The sequence below is a fragment of the Lentzea sp. NPDC055074 genome (genome assembly GCF_053608005.1).
In genome coordinates, this window is record NZ_JBSGUQ010000007.1 from 388,374 (window position 1) to 402,895 (window position 14,522).

General features: G+C 69.8%; 14 protein-coding genes. 11 read left to right on the top strand and 3 right to left on the bottom strand.

Going from position 1 to position 14,522, the window contains the following annotated elements; all coding sequences use genetic code 11:
- Positions 1 to 24: 24 nt before the first annotated feature.
- The 6 genes from ACWF7A_RS19510 (at position 25) to ACWF7A_RS19535 (ending at position 6,997) form a co-directional block, all read left to right on the top strand.
- A complete protein-coding gene (locus ACWF7A_RS19510) occupies positions 25 to 399 on the top strand; it encodes a winged helix-turn-helix transcriptional regulator (protein ID WP_452251848.1) in 375 nt (124 codons plus the stop codon).
- Positions 400 to 459: 60 nt separating this feature from the next.
- Positions 460 to 2,184, top strand: coding sequence for a methylmalonyl-CoA mutase family protein (locus tag ACWF7A_RS19515; protein WP_452251849.1), 1,725 nt, complete (start codon positions 460 to 462; stop codon positions 2,182 to 2,184).
- Positions 2,181 to 4,304 (top strand): methylmalonyl-CoA mutase, encoded by a 2,124-nt coding sequence (scpA, locus tag ACWF7A_RS19520; RefSeq protein WP_452251850.1) that lies wholly within the window; start codon positions 2,181 to 2,183, stop codon positions 4,302 to 4,304. Before ACWF7A_RS19515 ends, scpA begins: the two co-directional genes overlap by 4 nt.
- A 17-nt stretch (positions 4,305 to 4,321) precedes the next feature.
- Positions 4,322 to 4,534 (top strand): DUF5988 family protein, encoded by a 213-nt coding sequence (locus ACWF7A_RS19525; protein ID WP_452251851.1) that lies wholly within the window; start codon positions 4,322 to 4,324, stop codon positions 4,532 to 4,534.
- A 100-nt stretch (positions 4,535 to 4,634) separates the two neighbouring features.
- Positions 4,635 to 6,068 (top strand): WGR domain-containing protein, encoded by a 1,434-nt coding sequence (locus tag ACWF7A_RS19530; protein ID WP_452251852.1) that lies wholly within the window; start codon positions 4,635 to 4,637, stop codon positions 6,066 to 6,068.
- A gap of 146 nt (positions 6,069 to 6,214) precedes the next feature.
- On the top strand, positions 6,215 to 6,997 hold the full coding sequence (locus ACWF7A_RS19535; protein WP_452251853.1) for a metallophosphoesterase family protein: 783 nt from the start codon (positions 6,215 to 6,217) through the stop codon (positions 6,995 to 6,997).
- On the opposite strand, the gene ACWF7A_RS19540 is transcribed toward ACWF7A_RS19535, so the two are convergent.
- A complete protein-coding gene (locus ACWF7A_RS19540; protein WP_452251854.1) occupies positions 6,994 to 8,433 on the bottom strand; it encodes an IucA/IucC family protein in 1,440 nt (479 codons plus the stop codon). The genes ACWF7A_RS19535 and ACWF7A_RS19540 overlap by 4 nt on opposite strands.
- Positions 8,434 to 8,455: 22 nt before the next feature.
- Here ACWF7A_RS19540 and ACWF7A_RS19545 point away from each other — a divergent pair, with 22 nt between their 5' ends.
- The gene (locus ACWF7A_RS19545; RefSeq protein ID WP_452251855.1) at positions 8,456 to 9,793 is read left to right on the top strand and encodes an IucA/IucC family protein; all 1,338 of its coding nucleotides are present in this window, start codon (positions 8,456 to 8,458) and stop codon (positions 9,791 to 9,793) included.
- Here the strand turns inward: ACWF7A_RS19545 and ACWF7A_RS19550 are convergent.
- On the bottom strand, positions 9,783 to 10,784 hold the full coding sequence (locus ACWF7A_RS19550) for a hypothetical protein (protein ID WP_452251856.1): 1,002 nt from the start codon (positions 10,782 to 10,784) through the stop codon (positions 9,783 to 9,785). The two genes, ACWF7A_RS19545 and ACWF7A_RS19550, sit on opposite strands and share 11 nt — an antisense overlap.
- Before the next feature lie 70 nt (positions 10,785 to 10,854).
- Positions 10,855 to 11,205: a hypothetical protein gene (locus ACWF7A_RS19555; protein ID WP_452251857.1), complete on the bottom strand. Its 351-nt coding sequence runs from the start codon at positions 11,203 to 11,205 to the stop codon at positions 10,855 to 10,857.
- A gap of 178 nt (positions 11,206 to 11,383) precedes the next feature.
- Between ACWF7A_RS19555 and ACWF7A_RS19560 the strand changes: the two genes are divergently transcribed.
- The 4 genes from ACWF7A_RS19560 to ACWF7A_RS19575 are packed head-to-tail and all read left to right on the top strand — an operon-like array spanning position 11,384 to position 14,431.
- On the top strand, positions 11,384 to 11,914 hold the full coding sequence (locus ACWF7A_RS19560; protein WP_452251858.1) for an NUDIX domain-containing protein: 531 nt from the start codon (positions 11,384 to 11,386) through the stop codon (positions 11,912 to 11,914).
- A complete protein-coding gene (locus ACWF7A_RS19565; RefSeq protein WP_452251859.1) occupies positions 11,914 to 12,798 on the top strand; it encodes a cobalamin-binding protein in 885 nt (294 codons plus the stop codon). Before ACWF7A_RS19560 ends, ACWF7A_RS19565 begins: the two co-directional genes overlap by 1 nt.
- Positions 12,799 to 12,807: 9 nt before the next feature.
- The gene (locus ACWF7A_RS19570) at positions 12,808 to 13,779 is read left to right on the top strand and encodes a D-cysteine desulfhydrase family protein (protein ID WP_452251860.1); all 972 of its coding nucleotides are present in this window, start codon (positions 12,808 to 12,810) and stop codon (positions 13,777 to 13,779) included.
- A 22-nt stretch (positions 13,780 to 13,801) separates the two neighbouring features.
- Entirely contained in the window at positions 13,802 to 14,431 is a 630-nt protein-coding gene (locus ACWF7A_RS19575; protein ID WP_452251861.1) for a GTP pyrophosphokinase, read from the top strand.
- The last annotated feature ends 91 nt before the right edge of the window (positions 14,432 to 14,522 follow it).

Here is a 14,522-nt window from a genome sequence, read left to right on the forward strand (position 1 = left end):
ACGTCACGAACATGGGGGTAACCGGTGAACGCGATCGAGGAGTGCGGCGAGGTCCACGCCTTCCTGTCCATCGTCGGCGACAAGTGGAGTCTCCGGGTGCTCGGCACGTTGCAGCGCAGCACCATGCGCTTCACCGAGATCCAGCGCGCGCTGGCCGGCATCTCCCACCGCATGCTGACGTTGACGCTGCGCCAGCTGGAACGCGACGGCCTCGTCTCCCGCACCGTGCACGCCACCGTGCCGCCCCGCGTCGACTACACGCTGACCGATCTGGGCAGCACCTTCCTCGAACCGGTGCTGGAGCTGGGCCGCTGGGCGATGGCCAACCAGTCCCGCATGAGGGCGAGCCGCCGCGCGTTCGACGCGTCGTCCGCAAAGGACGGTGCGGCGCACCCCTAGCGGGAAAGCGCTGTCATGTAGGGGTTGTCGTAGCCCGTCGTCGTGGAAAGACTGCGACACATGATGGAGCTGGCAGCCGAGTTCCCAGCCGCGTCGTACAGCCAGTGGCGCGACCTGGTCGACACCGTGCTCCGCAAGTCGGGCGCGGACTTCGACTCCCTGATCACCCGGACACCCGACGGCATCGACCTGCAGCCCCTCTACACCGAGGCACCGTCGAGCTTTCCCGGCCTGGCGCCTGCGACCCAGGGCTGGGACGTCCGCCAGCGGCACACCGTGCCGGACCCGGTGGCCGTGCTGAACGACCTCGAAGGCGGCGTCACGTCGTTGTGGCTGTCCGTGCCCGCGGACTCGCTCGAGTCCGTGCTCGCCGACGTCCACCTGGACCTGGCGCCGATCGTGCTGGACGGCTCACTGGACGCGGCCGTCGCGATGCTGCGCCTGTGGGACCGGATCGCTCCGGAGTCCGTGCACGGCAACCTCGGGCTCACCCCGGCCGACGACACCCTCGACGTGATCACGCAGGCCCGCTGGATGTTCCCCGGCCTGCGGACCGTGGTGGTGGACGCGTTGCCGTTCCACGACGCCGGCGGCTCCGACTCCGAGGAGCTGGGCGCTTCTCTCGCCCTGGCGGTGTCGTACCTGCGGACGTTGACGGACGCCGGCATGCCGATCGCGTCGGCCTTCGCGCAGCTGGAGTTCCGCTACGCCGCGACGGCCGACCAGTTCCTCACCATCGCGAAGCTGCGGGCCGCTCGCCGGTTGTGGGCGCGGGTGGCGGAGGTGTCCGGTGTCGACGCGGTGCAGGTGCAGCACGCGGTGACGTCGTCGGCGATGATGACCCGCCGTGACCCGTGGGTGAACATGTTGCGCACCACTGTGGCCGCCGTCGGCGCCGGGCTGGGTGGCGCGGACTCCGTGACGGTGCAGCCTTTCGACGCCGCGTTGGGGTTGCCGGACGAGTTCGCCCGGCGGATCGCGCGCAACACCCAGAACGTGCTGCTGGAGGAGTCGCACCTCGGTGAGGTGATCGATCCGGCCGCCGGGTCCTGGTACGTGGAGCAGTTGACCGAGTCGCTGGCGGTGTCGGCGTGGGCGTGGTTCCAGGAGATCGAGCGCGCTGGCGGAAGCGCTCGGGCTCATTCGCTGGTGGCGTCGCGGATCGCCGCCACCTGGGCTGCGCGGTCGGCTCGGCTGGCGGATCGCAGTGACCCGATCACGGGGGTGAGCGAGTTCCCGGACCTCGGCGAGAAGCCGGTGGTCCGCGAGCGCGGAATCGATTCCGATTCGCAGGCCCCCTGGGGGGATCCACCCCCCATCCCAAGTTTCTCAGGCGGGTCTGACAGTTTCGGGCTGCCGCGGGTGCGTTATGCACAGGCTTTCGAGGAGCTGCGCGACCTCGCCGACGCTCAGCCCGAACGCCCGCGGGTCTTCCTGGCCACCCTCGGTCCGGTCGCCGCCCACACCGCGCGCGCCACCTTCGCCGCCAACCTCTTCAACGCCGGCGGCTTCGCCACCCCCAACGCAGGCCCGACCAGGTCCGCCGACGAGGTGGCCCAGAAGTTCACGGAGTCCGGCGCGAAGGTGGCCGTCCTGTGCGGCAGCGAGCAGAGCTACGCCGAGCTCGCCGTCCCGGCGGCCGAGGCGCTCCGTGCAGCGGGTGCGGAACGAATCCTGCTGGCCGGCAGGAGAACAGAAGCGGAAGTGGACGGATTCGTGTTCATGGGCTGCCCCGCGCTCGACGTCCTCAACGACACCTTCGCCCTCCTGGAGGTGACCCGATGATCCCCGACTTCACCGGTGTCGACCTGGGCACGCTCGCGCCGCGGGAGGTCAAGACCGACCTGCCTCCGTGGGAGACGCCGGAGGGCATCGCGGTCAAGCCGGTCTACGGTCCGTCCGATGTGGACGGTCTCGACTTCCTGCGGACCTATCCCGGTGTGGCGCCGTTCCTGCGTGGCCCGTACCCGACGATGTACGTCAACCAGCCGTGGACCGTCCGTCAGTACGCGGGCTTCTCCACCGCCGAGGAGTCCAACGCCTTCTACCGCCGCAATCTCGCGGCCGGGCAGAAGGGCCTGAGCGTGGCGTTCGACCTCGCCACCCACCGCGGCTACGACTCCGACCACCCGCGCGTCGCGGGGGACGTCGGCATGGCCGGGGTGGCGATCGACTCGATCTACGACATGCGCACCCTGTTCGACGGCATCCCGCTGGACAAGATGTCCGTGTCGATGACGATGAACGGCGCGGTGCTGCCGATCCTGGCCTTGTTCGTGGTCGCGGCGGAGGAGCAGGGGGTGAAGCCGGAACAGCTCATGGGGACCATCCAGAACGACATCCTCAAGGAGTTCATGGTCCGCAACACCTACATCTACCCGCCCAAGCAGTCGATGCGGATCATCTCCGACATCTTCTCCTACACCAGCACGCACATGCCGAAGTACAACTCCATCTCCATCTCCGGCTACCACATGCAGGAAGCCGGAGCGACCGCCGACCTCGAACTCGCCTACACCCTCGCCGACGGCGTCGAATACATCCGCGCCGGCATAGAAGCAGGCCTCGACGTGGACGCCTTCGCACCACGGCTGAGCTTCTTCTGGGCCATCGGCATGAACTACTTCATGGAGATCGCCAAGCTGCGAGCGGCCCGCCTGCTCTGGGCCAAGCTGGTGAAGGGCTTCGACCCGAAGTCGCCGAAGTCCCTGAGCCTCCGCACCCACTGCCAGACCAGCGGCTGGTCTCTCACCGCCCAGGACGTCTACAACAACGTCGCGCGCACGTGCGTCGAGGCCATGGCGGCAACGCAGGGACACACGCAGTCGTTGCACACCAACGCACTCGACGAAGCGCTCGCGCTCCCGACGGACTTCTCCGCGCGCATCGCCCGCAACACACAGCTGCTGCTGCAGCAGGAGTCCGGCACGACGCGTGTGATCGACCCGTGGGGCGGCAGCGCCTACGTCGAACGCCTCACCGCCGAACTCGCTGCCAAGGCATGGGAACACATCACCGAGGTCGAGAAGGCCGGTGGCATGGCCCGCGCCATCGACGAGGGCATCCCGAAACTCCGCATCGAAGAAGCCGCAGCCCGCACCCAGGCGCGCATCGACTCCGGACGCCAACCCGTCATCGGCGTCAACAAATACCTCGTCGCCAACGACGAGCAGATCGAAGTGCTCAAGGTCGACAACGCCGGCGTCCGCGGCCAGCAACTCGAGAAACTTTGGAAGCTGCGGCAGGAACGCGACCAGTCCGCTGTCGACGCGGCGCTCGACGCCCTCACCCACGCCGCGCAGGGCCACGGGAACCTGCTGGAGCTGGCGATCAACGCCGCGCGTGCCAAGGCCACCGTCGGTGAGATCTCCGAGTCGCTCGGCAAGATCTGGGGCCGCCACAGCGCCCAGATCCGCACCATCTCCGGCGTCTACCGGCAGGAGGTCGGCTCAGTGTCCAACGTGGACGCCTGCCGCGAGGTCGTCGAAGCCTTCGCCGAAGAAGAAGGCCGCCGCCCCCGCATCCTCGTCGCGAAGATGGGCCAGGACGGCCACGACCGCGGCCAGAAGGTCATCGCCACCGCGTTCGCCGACCTCGGCTTCGACGTCGACGTCGGCCCGCTCTTCCAGACACCCGACGAAGTCGCCCGCCAAGCAGTCGAAGCCGACGTGCACATCGTCGGCGTCTCCTCACTCGCCGCAGGCCACCTCACCCTCGTCCCAGCGCTCAAGGAAGAACTCACCAAACTCGGCCGCGAGGACATCATGATCGTCGTCGGCGGCGTCATCCCACCACAGGACTTCGACGAGCTCTACGCGGCCGGAGCGGCGGCGATCTTCCCACCCGGCACCGTCATCGCGGACGCGGCGAAAGACCTTCTCCGGAAGCTGACCGTCGACCTATGAGAAACCAGGGGGTCCCAGTGAACAACCAGATCCAGGCGCTCGACCGGGGTCATCGCATCCACGTCGTGCTGGAGGGCGGACCGGCGCACATCACCATCCCGGAACAGGTCACCGTCGACCGCGGGAAGATCAAGCTGCCGTGCCGCGGCGGCCACGAGCACTTCGAGCGGGTGTCCGAAGAGGAGCCCTCGGTCTTCCGGTGGACCATGCGCACCTCGCTCGCCGAGTGAGCGACGGTCTGCGGGAACGGCCCGTTCCCGCAGACCGCCCACAATTGTCAGACCCCCTTGCTACGGTCTGTTTCAGCTGATCAACGCGAGGGGGAAGACCGTGGCCGTTGCCACCACGTACCTGGAGCTGTCCGAGTCCAGTGGAAGCGCGCACAAGTTCTACGAGGTGGTCGTCGACGGCACGAAGGTGACGATCACGTTCGGCCGCATCGGTGAGAAGGGTTCCACGCGCGAGTCCACGTTCGCGGACACGGCCAAGGCGGTGACGGCCGCCGAGAAGAAGATCGGCGAGAAGGTCCGCAAGGGGTACGCCCCCGCGGTCAGGGGTCAGCGGCAGCGGCGCGCGATCACCCGCCGCGAGATCACCAGCGTGCAGTCGAGCGCGCGGCAGGCCCCGGTGCTGTGGCGGTTCCACTCCGGCGCCCCCGCGTTCGGCATCTTCATCGGCGAGGACGAGGCCTGGGTCGGCAATGAGCGCGGCGACGTCTTCACGCTCTCGCACGACGGCCAGGTCACCGGCCGGTACGGCCTTCCGGACGGCGTGAAGTGCATCGTCGCCGACGACTTCTGGATCTACGCGGGCTGTGACGACGGCCGCGTGTACGACCTGGGCGGCAAGGTTCCGCGCGTCGCGTACGAGATCGCGACCGACGTCGACATCTACTGGCTCGACATCGACGACGGCGTGCTCGGCGTGTCCGACCGCCAGGGCGGCATCACGATCGTCGACCACGAGGACGAGTTCCAGTGGTCGCGCCGCAGCGCGGGCGACAGCGCGTGGATGGTGCGCAACGCACCGGAGGGCGCGTTCCACGGGCATTCCCGCGGTGTCACGCACTACGCGGCCCGCACCGGCGATCCGGTGTGGCACGCCGAGACGACGGGCGCGGTCCTCTTCGGCTGGCAGGAGCCGACGGAGGTGTTCGCGGGCACCAGCCGCGGCTGGGTCCACCGGCTAGCACGTGCCACGGGTGCCGAGACCGCCCGCTACCGGTGCGACGCGGCGGTGTTCTCCTGCGCCACCTCGCCGGGCGGCGACTACGTGTTCGCGGGCGACAACCACTCGTCGGTCTACTGCTTCGCCGCCGACGGCACGCGGTTGTGGAAGCTCGGCACGGGCTGCGGTTCCGCGTTCTCCATGCAGTACCGCGACGAGCGCCTCTACATCGTCACGACGGACGGCTCGCTGGCGTGCATCGACGCGAGCCCCGCGGCCATCCACGCCGCCGAGCAGGGCGATCTGCCGCAGCGCAGCGACATCAAGGCCGACCACTGGCAGCGCGTCGAGGCGACGACCGAGGTCGAGACCGTGGTGGCCAGCGCGGTCCCGGCCGGCGGCGTCATCGTCGAGTGCGTGCAGGAGAGCGGGCGCCTGCGCGTGCACGTGATCTCCGAGGGTTACGACCGCACGCGCGCCGTGCAGTTCCCGAAGGACATCCGAGTCCCCGGCGCCCGCTACCTGGTCACGGAGATGCACACCTCGGCGAGCGGCGGCTTCTACCGCGCGAGGGGCGAGATCAAGCGCCTCCTGTGACGCGACGCCGTTCGGTGTGGGTGGCCGCGCCCGCCCACACCAGCGCCGGCACGCACGCAGGTGTTCCCACCCGCCCACGAGCACGTCCACACGACGTCGCAGGCGACCGGCGCAGGTAGCGTGGATTCCGTGCAACGGGGGTGAGCATGGCCAGGATTGCCGTGATCGGCGATGTCGGTGGGCACGCGGACGAGCTGCGGCAGGCCCTGCGGGCCCTGGAGCACGGGCAGCGAGCCGACCTGGTCGTGATCCAGGTCGGCGACCTGGTGGACCGGGGCCCGGACAGTCTCGGCGTGCTCGCCGAGGTCGCCCCTCTCCTGGGCCGGAACTGGGTGCAGCTGGCAGGCAACCACGAGGCCCAGTACCTGCCCGGCGCGGAGGTCTTCTGGCCCGATCCCCTACCGCCGCAGGGCGTCGAGACGCTGCGCGCGTGGTGGGCGGACGGGCGGATGCAGGTCGCCACGGCCATCACGACGGGCGAGGGCGAGTTCCTGCTCACCCACGCGGGGCTGACGCTCGCGGCGTGGCAGGAGCTGGGCGAGCCGCCGACCGCGACGGCAGCGGCGGACCTGCTCAACGAACGGCCCGGCCTGATCTGGCGGATGGGCGCACACGGCCGTGACCCGGAGGCAGGGCCGTTGTGGGCGGAGTCCGGAGCCGCGTTGCACGAGCCGTGGATGCGGTACGGCGGCATCGTGCCGTTCGGCCAGATCCACGGCCACTCCACGATCGTGCGCTTCGGCGAGCAGAGGTGGACGTGCGACGGGCGGGTCCGGCAGCGCGCCACCGCCGACTGGCAGGCGCGGCACGTGCGGGTACGGGTCGGCGGGCGCGCGTTCATCGGTGTCGACCCGGGCCACGGCCGCACGGGTGCCGGCAGCTGGCGCCCGCTGGTGTTCGACGACGCGGGTGTCAACGACAGGAACTAGTTCCGGTACAACGGGTTCGGGCAGTCGACGTACCGGCTCGCGGCACCCTCCGCGCGCGTCCAGCGCAGCAGCAGGTTCGCCTTCGCCGGCACGAACCGGTTCTCCAGCAACGACATGACCTGTTCACGTCCGTGATCACGCGCATAGGCGACCAGAACAGACCGCGCCTCCTCCCACACGTCGAGACCGGGATGCCGCTCCAGCACCGCGCCCGCGATCTCCATCAGGTGGTTGACGACCAGGCAGTACTGCAGCCGTTCCCAGCCCTTCGCCTCGGAGACCCCGCGCGACCCGTCCACTCCGTCCGTCGAGGACAGCAGGTCCGCGTGGCGGGGCAGCAGACGCATGCCCTCGGGGTCGCGGAAGATCGCCTGGACCGGCGTGCCCGAGGCGTCCACGCCCACGAGAACGTTCTGCAGGTGGCACTCCATGACGACCCCGTGCGCGAAGAACGCGTGCAGCACGGGCGGAACGACGACCGACACGTACTGCCGGAACCACCGCAACGCGTCGCCGGAACTCAAGCCGTCCAACGGGTTCCCGTCGAAGCCCTCGCTGATCCCCGCCGCCAGCAACGGGGTCACGCCGGGCAGCACGTGCTGCCGGACGCCGTCGCGCACGACGACGGCCAGGCCCTCGAACGACTCCGGCGAGGTCCGGTACCCGCGGTCGATCAGGAAGGCGGCGCCGGGGAAGACCGAGGCGATGTCGGCGAACACCGGTCTCAGCAGGCGCGCGAGCGGCGGGATCCACCGCAGGTCGTGCGCCCACAACCGCCGCACGTCGTTGGTGATCTGCACGTCGAGGCTGAACTTGTAGAACAGGTCGGCCGCCGGGTCGTAGACCGTGCGCACCGACGACGTCGGCCACACCTCGTGCCCGGAGACCTCACCTTCCAGTCCCAGCAGCGAAAGCTGCCACGGGTGCGCGGGCAGCACACCGGGAGGCAGCGGCACCTCGCCGTCGTCGACGAACGTGCCTTCCAGGTGCGCCAAGCAGAACTGGGCGTGCACCTCCGGCGAGTACGGGAGCCACTCCGACGCGGGCAGGCCTCCGCGGCCCTTCGGCGCCGGGTGGTAGCGGTGACCGGCGACCAACGCCTGCTCCGAACGCCGGTAGAGGTCGGCCGGTGCGGCACCGCGAGCGTCGAGCACGGCGGCGATGGCCGAGCGCGACCCCGCGATCTCGTCCAGGAACCCGACCGGCGGGTCGCCGAGCTCCTTGGTGATCAGCACCGCGAGCTCGTGCCACGACAACGGCTGCCACGACCCGGCGAACACCTCGGGATCCGACAGCCAGCGGCCCTCGCGCACGCGCAGCAACGTGCCGGTGCGCGGCAGCCGGATCGTGCCGTCCGCCCACTCCCCCACCTCGCGGCGCAGGCAGTTCAGCAGCGCCGTCGAGGTGACGCCGTCGGGATCAGTGATCGCTTCCACCGGTGTCCGCTTCCCTGTGGCGATGTGTCAGGATCAGATCATTCTGACGCAAACACCGGTCGAGACGGCCTTCCTCACCGCCCTGGACGAAAGACGCGCCGAAAGGTTCGCCGCGGCGTTGCCGGGAGCCCGTGCGGCGATCCTCGCGCGCCTGCTCCGTGCGTTCGCGATCGAGCCGTTGCCGCAGGTCAACGCCGATCCAGCCGAGTACTCCCACCCGGTCGACCTCCTCACCGCGCTGCGCTGGCCCGGTTCTGAGAGCCTCGTCACGGAGGTCGCCCACAGCGTCGCCGGACTGGCCCTGTCGCGCACCACGAGCCCGCTCACGACCCCCTTCGCGGACAGGACGCTGGAGCAGCACGAGCAGAGCGTCGTCGACGGCCACCCGCTGCACCCGTGCTGCCGCAACCGCACCGGGTTCACCGCCGCCGACCACCTCGCGTACGGCCCGGAGCACCGCCCGGTCGTCACGTTGCGGCTGCACCCGGCCGCGGACCACGTGGTGTTCGGCGACTGGCCCGACGAGCTCCGCGACGGCGGAAGGATCCTGCTCCCGGTGCACCCGTGGCAGGCCGACAGGCTGAACGTGCCCACCACCGGCACCCTGGACGCGCACCCGCTGATGGCGCTGCGCACGCTCTCGGCCGGCCCCTGGCACGTCAAGACGACGCTGAGCGCCCAGATCACCTCGGCCGTGCGGGACATCTCCGCCGAGTCGATCGCGACCGCGACGACGGTCTCGGACTTCCTCACCTCTGCGGTGGAAGGCATCGAACTGCAGCACAACAGGGCATCGGCGGCCGTGCTGACGAACGGCGAGCCGGACCGCGGGCTCGGCGTGATCCTGCGCGACAAGCCCGTGCCGCGCGAGGGCGAGACCCTGCTTCCCCTGGCGGCGTTGAACCACGTGCCCGACCCGGTCCGGTGGCTCGCGGAGTTCGCCGAACTGACCGTGCCGCCGTTGATGACGCTGCTCGCCCGCGGGGTGGCGTTGGAGGCGCACGAGCAGAACCTGGTGGTGGGTCTGGTGAACGGCAGGCCGAGCCGGCTGATCTACCGCGACCTCGCCGACATCCGCGTCAGCCCGCGCGCCGGACTGCCTGCCCGCCTGCACGCGAGCCCAGAAGCGTTGCGCGCCAAGATGTTCGCGACGTTCTTCTCGACCGCGCTGACGGGCCTGATCGACCGGCTCGACGCCCCGGACGCCGAGCTGTGGGCCGCGGTGGCCGACACGGTCCCGGACACGCCGGACCGGCACGCGTTGCTGCACGACCCGTTGCCCGCCAAGCCACTCACGCTGATGCGGCTCGACCCGAAGACCACCCGGTGGGCTTACCTGCCGAACCCGTTCAGGGCCTGAGCAGCTCCGCCCGGTGCTGCCACGCCAGCGCCAGCAGCGCGGCACCGGCGGCCTGCGTCGGTTCGTGGTGGACGAACCGCTCGACGTTCGACGCGGTGAACGGAAGCCCGCGCAGCACCTGGCCCTCTTCGTTGTGCGACACCAGATCGCCGAACAACTCGTCGAACCGCGAGGCCTCGATCACCGCCACGGTCAGCATGTCCGTGGCGAACGTCAGCGGGTCCACGCCCATGCCGAGGTAGTACACGCGGGCGGCGTCCGTGAGCCTGGAGGCGAACGGCCAGGCCTCGTAGTCGGCGTCGTGGATCTCCTGCGCCCCGAGCATTTCCTCGGCGAACTCGCGGATCATGCAGTGCCACAACGAGAAGTCGGCCTCGGACGAGCCCTGGAACACCCCGACCGGCAGCACCTGGAACATCCCACCCGCGTGCCCGACGCGCTTCGGGTCGCGCCAGTGCAGGAAGAACGTCGCCTCGCCGGAGGCCTCGTCGTGGCGCAGGGTCAGCGTGCTGATGGCGACGTTGACCGGACGGCGGGAGGGATCGCACGGATCGCCGACCGCCGCGCGCAACGGCAGCCCGCCCACCTGTGCCGCGTACTCGTGCGCACATGCCTCACCGACGTCGATGCCGTCGAAGTAGCTGCCGAGCCCGAACGTCAGGTGCCGCCCGCGGAAGCCGAGCAACCGGTAGGTCTCGCGGTTCTGGAACACGGTGGGCGCGGCGAGCGCGGCCATCGCCTCCGAGTAGCTGCCGAAGCCGGCGGGCACCGCGGACCCCGGCAGCGCGGGCAACGCCGGGGAGTCCCGCAGCTCCAGCGTCAGCTCCGCGAGCGGAACCGGCCCGGCGGGCATCCAGTCCGGCGAGGTGAGCAGTGGCGTGCCGGCGACCCTGGGCAGGTCCGGGTACTCCGACACCGCCTTCGAGGCCAGCGCGTGGCGGTGTTCCAGCAGCTCGGCGCGTACTTCGAGCCACTCGGCAGGCGTCGGCATGGGTCTCATTCCCGGTGACAGGGCGAAATGACCGGGCCACCCGTGGCCCGGTCTCCGCGTGATGAGGCCGTCAGGCCCGCCAGCGCCGTGACGCGTGGACGACTTCGCCGACCGCGCGCGCCAGGCTTCCGTCGGCGTCGACGTGGCTCTCGTAGTGCTCGACCGGAAGCGGCTTGGCCACCTCGGGCGGTGCCTCGTACGAGTCGCTGTCGTCCAGACGCAGCTTGCGCGCCGTCTTCACGAACGCGACCGCCGCCACCAGCAGGAGCACCCCGACCACGGCGGGCCACAGGACCCTCTCCGCGATCGCGATGGCGAACTGGACCTGGGCCACCACCACGAACACGACAGTCAGTCCGACCACCGACCACGGGGCCGAACCACCGTCACGTCTGCGCTGGGCGGCACCACTTGCCCCCATTGGCGTCACCTCCACCGATGCTGCCGTGGACATCGGCGATTGATCGCACGGAGTTACAGCGCTCAGCGTACTCCCCGATCGTTTGGTTGCAGACCGTCATCTTCGGGACGACCGCCCACCAGCGCGAAACCCGTGCACAACGGGTGCGCATTTCACTCGGTGGTGTGATCATCGGCTTGTGTCCGCACTGCACGCGGGGGACCCCGCATCATTCGCCGCCGATGTTCTCGACGAGGGTCCGGCCGAACTCGAGTTCGTACCCGGAGTGGCGTCCAGCAGGCCCACCAAGACGTCCGCGGGTGGCGCGCTGATCCGCGACTCGACGGGACGCGTGCTGTTCGTCGTGCCGACCTACAAGGCGGTGCTGGACATCCCGGGTGGCATGACCGAGGACGACGAGTCCCCGAAGGCCGCGACGCTGCGGGAGATCCGCGAGGAGCTGGGCCTCACCGTGCCGCTGGGACGGCTGCTCGTGGTCGACTGGACGCCGCGCAACGGGGTCTGGCGCGACTGCCACCAGTTCGTGTTCGACGGTGGCGTCGTGGACGGTGCCGTGGCGCGCGACCCGGAACTGGAAGGCGTCCTGTACCTCACGCTGGACGACGCGAGGCCGCGCATCTACCCCTCGCTCCACCGACGCCTCACGCTCGCTCTCAGCGCCCTTGAGAGCGGTTCCACGCGGTACGCGGAGTTCGGCAGGGAGATCTGATGCGGATCGTCTCGCTGTTGCCCGCCGCCACCGACATCGTCACCGAGCTGGGCCTGGCCGGAAACCTTGTGGGACGCACCCACGAGTGCGACTGGCCGGCCGAGGTCGCGGACGTCCCGGTGGTCACGAGCACCGGGATCGACCAGGACGCGCTGAGCAGCAGGGAGATCAACTCGACCGTCCACCACGGCTCGTCGCTCTACGGGCTCGACGCGGACCTGCTGAACGACCTGAAGCCGGACGTGGTCCTCACCCAGGACCTGTGCGACGTCTGCGCGATCTCCTACCGCAAGGTCACCGACGCGGTCCGGCTGATGGACGTCGGCCCGAAGGTCCTCAGCCTCGAACCTTCCACTGTGGACGAGGTGCTCGGCTGCCTCGCGACCGTCGGCGACGTTCTCGGCGTCGACAGCACGGACAAGATCGCTGGCCTGAGGCGCCGCATCGACGCGGTGGAGCGGCGGACGAGGGATCTCGCTCACCCGAGGGTCGCCGCGATCGAGTGGCTCGACCCGGTGTGGCCCGCCGGGCACTGGGTCCCCGAGCAGATCGCGTTCGCCGGCGGCGTCCCGCTGATCGCGGAGAAGGGCGAGCACACCAGGCCGATCACCTGGCAGACCGTTCACGACGCCGAACCGGACGTGGTGCTGCTGATGCCGTGCGGGTTCCCGCCCGAGCGGACGTTGCGGGAGCTTCCGGACCAGGACCTCCCCGAGACGTGGGTGCTGGACGGGCCGTCGTACTTCAACCGGCCGGGACCCCGCATCGTGCGCGGCGTCGAGATCCTCGCCCACGTCCTGCACGGAGTCGATTGGGGCGACGAAGGAGCTCCTCCGGGCAACTCCCTGCCTGTGCTGGTTACTCGTTCAAAACACGGCGATTAAGCTCGCCCCATGGATCTGAGCGCGTTTCCCCGAGTGTCACTGGGCAACTGGCCGACCCCGCTGGAGGCCGCCCCGAGGCTCGCGGCCGCGCTCGGCTCCCCGCCGGTCCTGATCAAGCGCGACGACGTCAACGGCCTCGGCGCGGGCGGCAACAAGCTGCGCAAACTCGAGTTCCTGCTGGGCCAGGCGATCGAGCAGGGCGCGGACACGATCATCACGTTCGGCGCCCTGCAGACCAACCACGGCCGGCAGACCGCGGCGGCGTGCGCGAAGCTCGGCCTGCGCTGCGAGCTCGTGCTGACGGCCAAGGTGCCGATGAAGGGCGACGCGTACGAGCGGTCCGGCAACGTCGTGCTGGACCACATGTTCGGGGCGACCGTGCACGTCTGCGCCGACGCCGACGAGACCGTCCGGACGTACGAGAAGATCAACCACGACAAGGCCGTCACCCTGCCCGTCGGCGGTTCGAACGGCCTCGGCACGCTCGGCTACGTCGCCGCGGCCGTCGAGCTCGTCGGCCAGCTCCACGAGCGCGGCATCGACGACGCCACCATCGTCGTCCCGGACGGCAGCGGCGCCACGGCCGCGGGCATCGCGCTCGGCACCGAACTGCTCGGCTGGGGCGGCACCGTCCACGCCGCGAGCGTCTCGCACACCGCGCCGGACGCCGAGGCGGAACTGCGGACCCTCGCCGCGGCCGCCGCCACCCTCCTCGGTGAGGAGGCTCCGAAGCTCGGCCACGTCACGGTGACCGACGACACCATCGGAGAGGCCTACGGCGTGCCGACGCCGGAGATGTGGAGCGTGCTGAAGCTCTTCGCCGAGACCGAGGGCGTGGTCCTCGACCCGGTCTACACCGGCAAGGCGGCGGTGAAGTTCCGCGAGATCGCCCCGGCGAGCGACGTGCCCGTCGTCTTCCTCCACACAGGTGGTCTCCCCGGCTTCTACGGTTACGCGCCCGAGGCCGTCGCGCAGTTCTGACCGCCGTGATCAGTACTCTGGTGTGGTGACCGATCTGGCCGACGACCTGAGCGTGCTGCGCGACCTGGAAAGACGTTTGCTCGTCTACAGGTTCGCGATCGAGGAGCTCATGACGAAGCTCCGCATCCTCAGCGAGGAGTTCGACGCGGTCCACCACCACGACCCGATCGAGCACATCACCAATCGGGTGAAAAAACCCGAGAACATCCTGGAGAAGCTGCGCCGCAAGGGTTTCCCACCCGACCTCGACGGCATCGGCGACTGGCTCGACGACATCGCGGGCGTGCGGGTGGTGTGCCCGTTCGTCTCCGACGTGTACCGGGTCAGCGCGATGCTGGCGCGCCAGCACGACGTGGAGATCCTGCGCACCAAGGACTACATCGCGCAGCCGAAGGCGAACGGGTACCGCAGCCTGCACCTGATCATCCGGATCCCGGTGTTCCTGTCCGACCGGGTCGAGCACGTGAAGGTCGAGCTGCAGCTGCGCACCATCGCGATGGACTTCTGGGCCACGCTGGAGCACAAGCTGTTCTACAAGTACGACGACAGCCCGCCCGCGGACTTCGTGGGCGAGCTGTTGTCGACCGCGATGATCGCGGCGCAGCTGGACGACCGGATGGAGTCGCTCCACCGGCGCATCCACCCGGACTAGGTGTGATGTCCGGGGAGGTTGGTCAGCCGGGTGATGGGTGGTTGGCCTCCGAGGGCGGAGTGGGCTCGGTGGTGATTGTAGAAATGCAGCC

What these genes read in the sequence shown, in the direction of transcription:
- ACWF7A_RS19550 (WP_452251856.1), bottom strand. Translation starts at nt 10,784, where the DNA reads ATGCCGACGCCTGCCGAGTGGCTCGAAGTACGCGCCGAGCTGCTGGAA.
- ACWF7A_RS19515 (WP_452251849.1), top strand. Translation starts at nt 460, where the DNA reads ATGATGGAGCTGGCAGCCGAGTTCCCAGCCGCGTCGTACAGCCAGTGG.
- ACWF7A_RS19535 (WP_452251853.1), top strand. Translation starts at nt 6,215, where the DNA reads ATGGCCAGGATTGCCGTGATCGGCGATGTCGGTGGGCACGCGGACGAG.
- ACWF7A_RS19565 (WP_452251859.1), top strand. Translation starts at nt 11,914, where the DNA reads ATGCGGATCGTCTCGCTGTTGCCCGCCGCCACCGACATCGTCACCGAG.
- ACWF7A_RS19555 (WP_452251857.1), bottom strand. Translation starts at nt 11,205, where the DNA reads ATGGGGGCAAGTGGTGCCGCCCAGCGCAGACGTGACGGTGGTTCGGCC.
- ACWF7A_RS19545 (WP_452251855.1), top strand. Translation starts at nt 8,456, where the DNA reads ATGTGTCAGGATCAGATCATTCTGACGCAAACACCGGTCGAGACGGCC.
- ACWF7A_RS19570 (WP_452251860.1), top strand. Translation starts at nt 12,808, where the DNA reads ATGGATCTGAGCGCGTTTCCCCGAGTGTCACTGGGCAACTGGCCGACC.
- scpA (WP_452251850.1), top strand. Translation starts at nt 2,181, where the DNA reads ATGATCCCCGACTTCACCGGTGTCGACCTGGGCACGCTCGCGCCGCGG.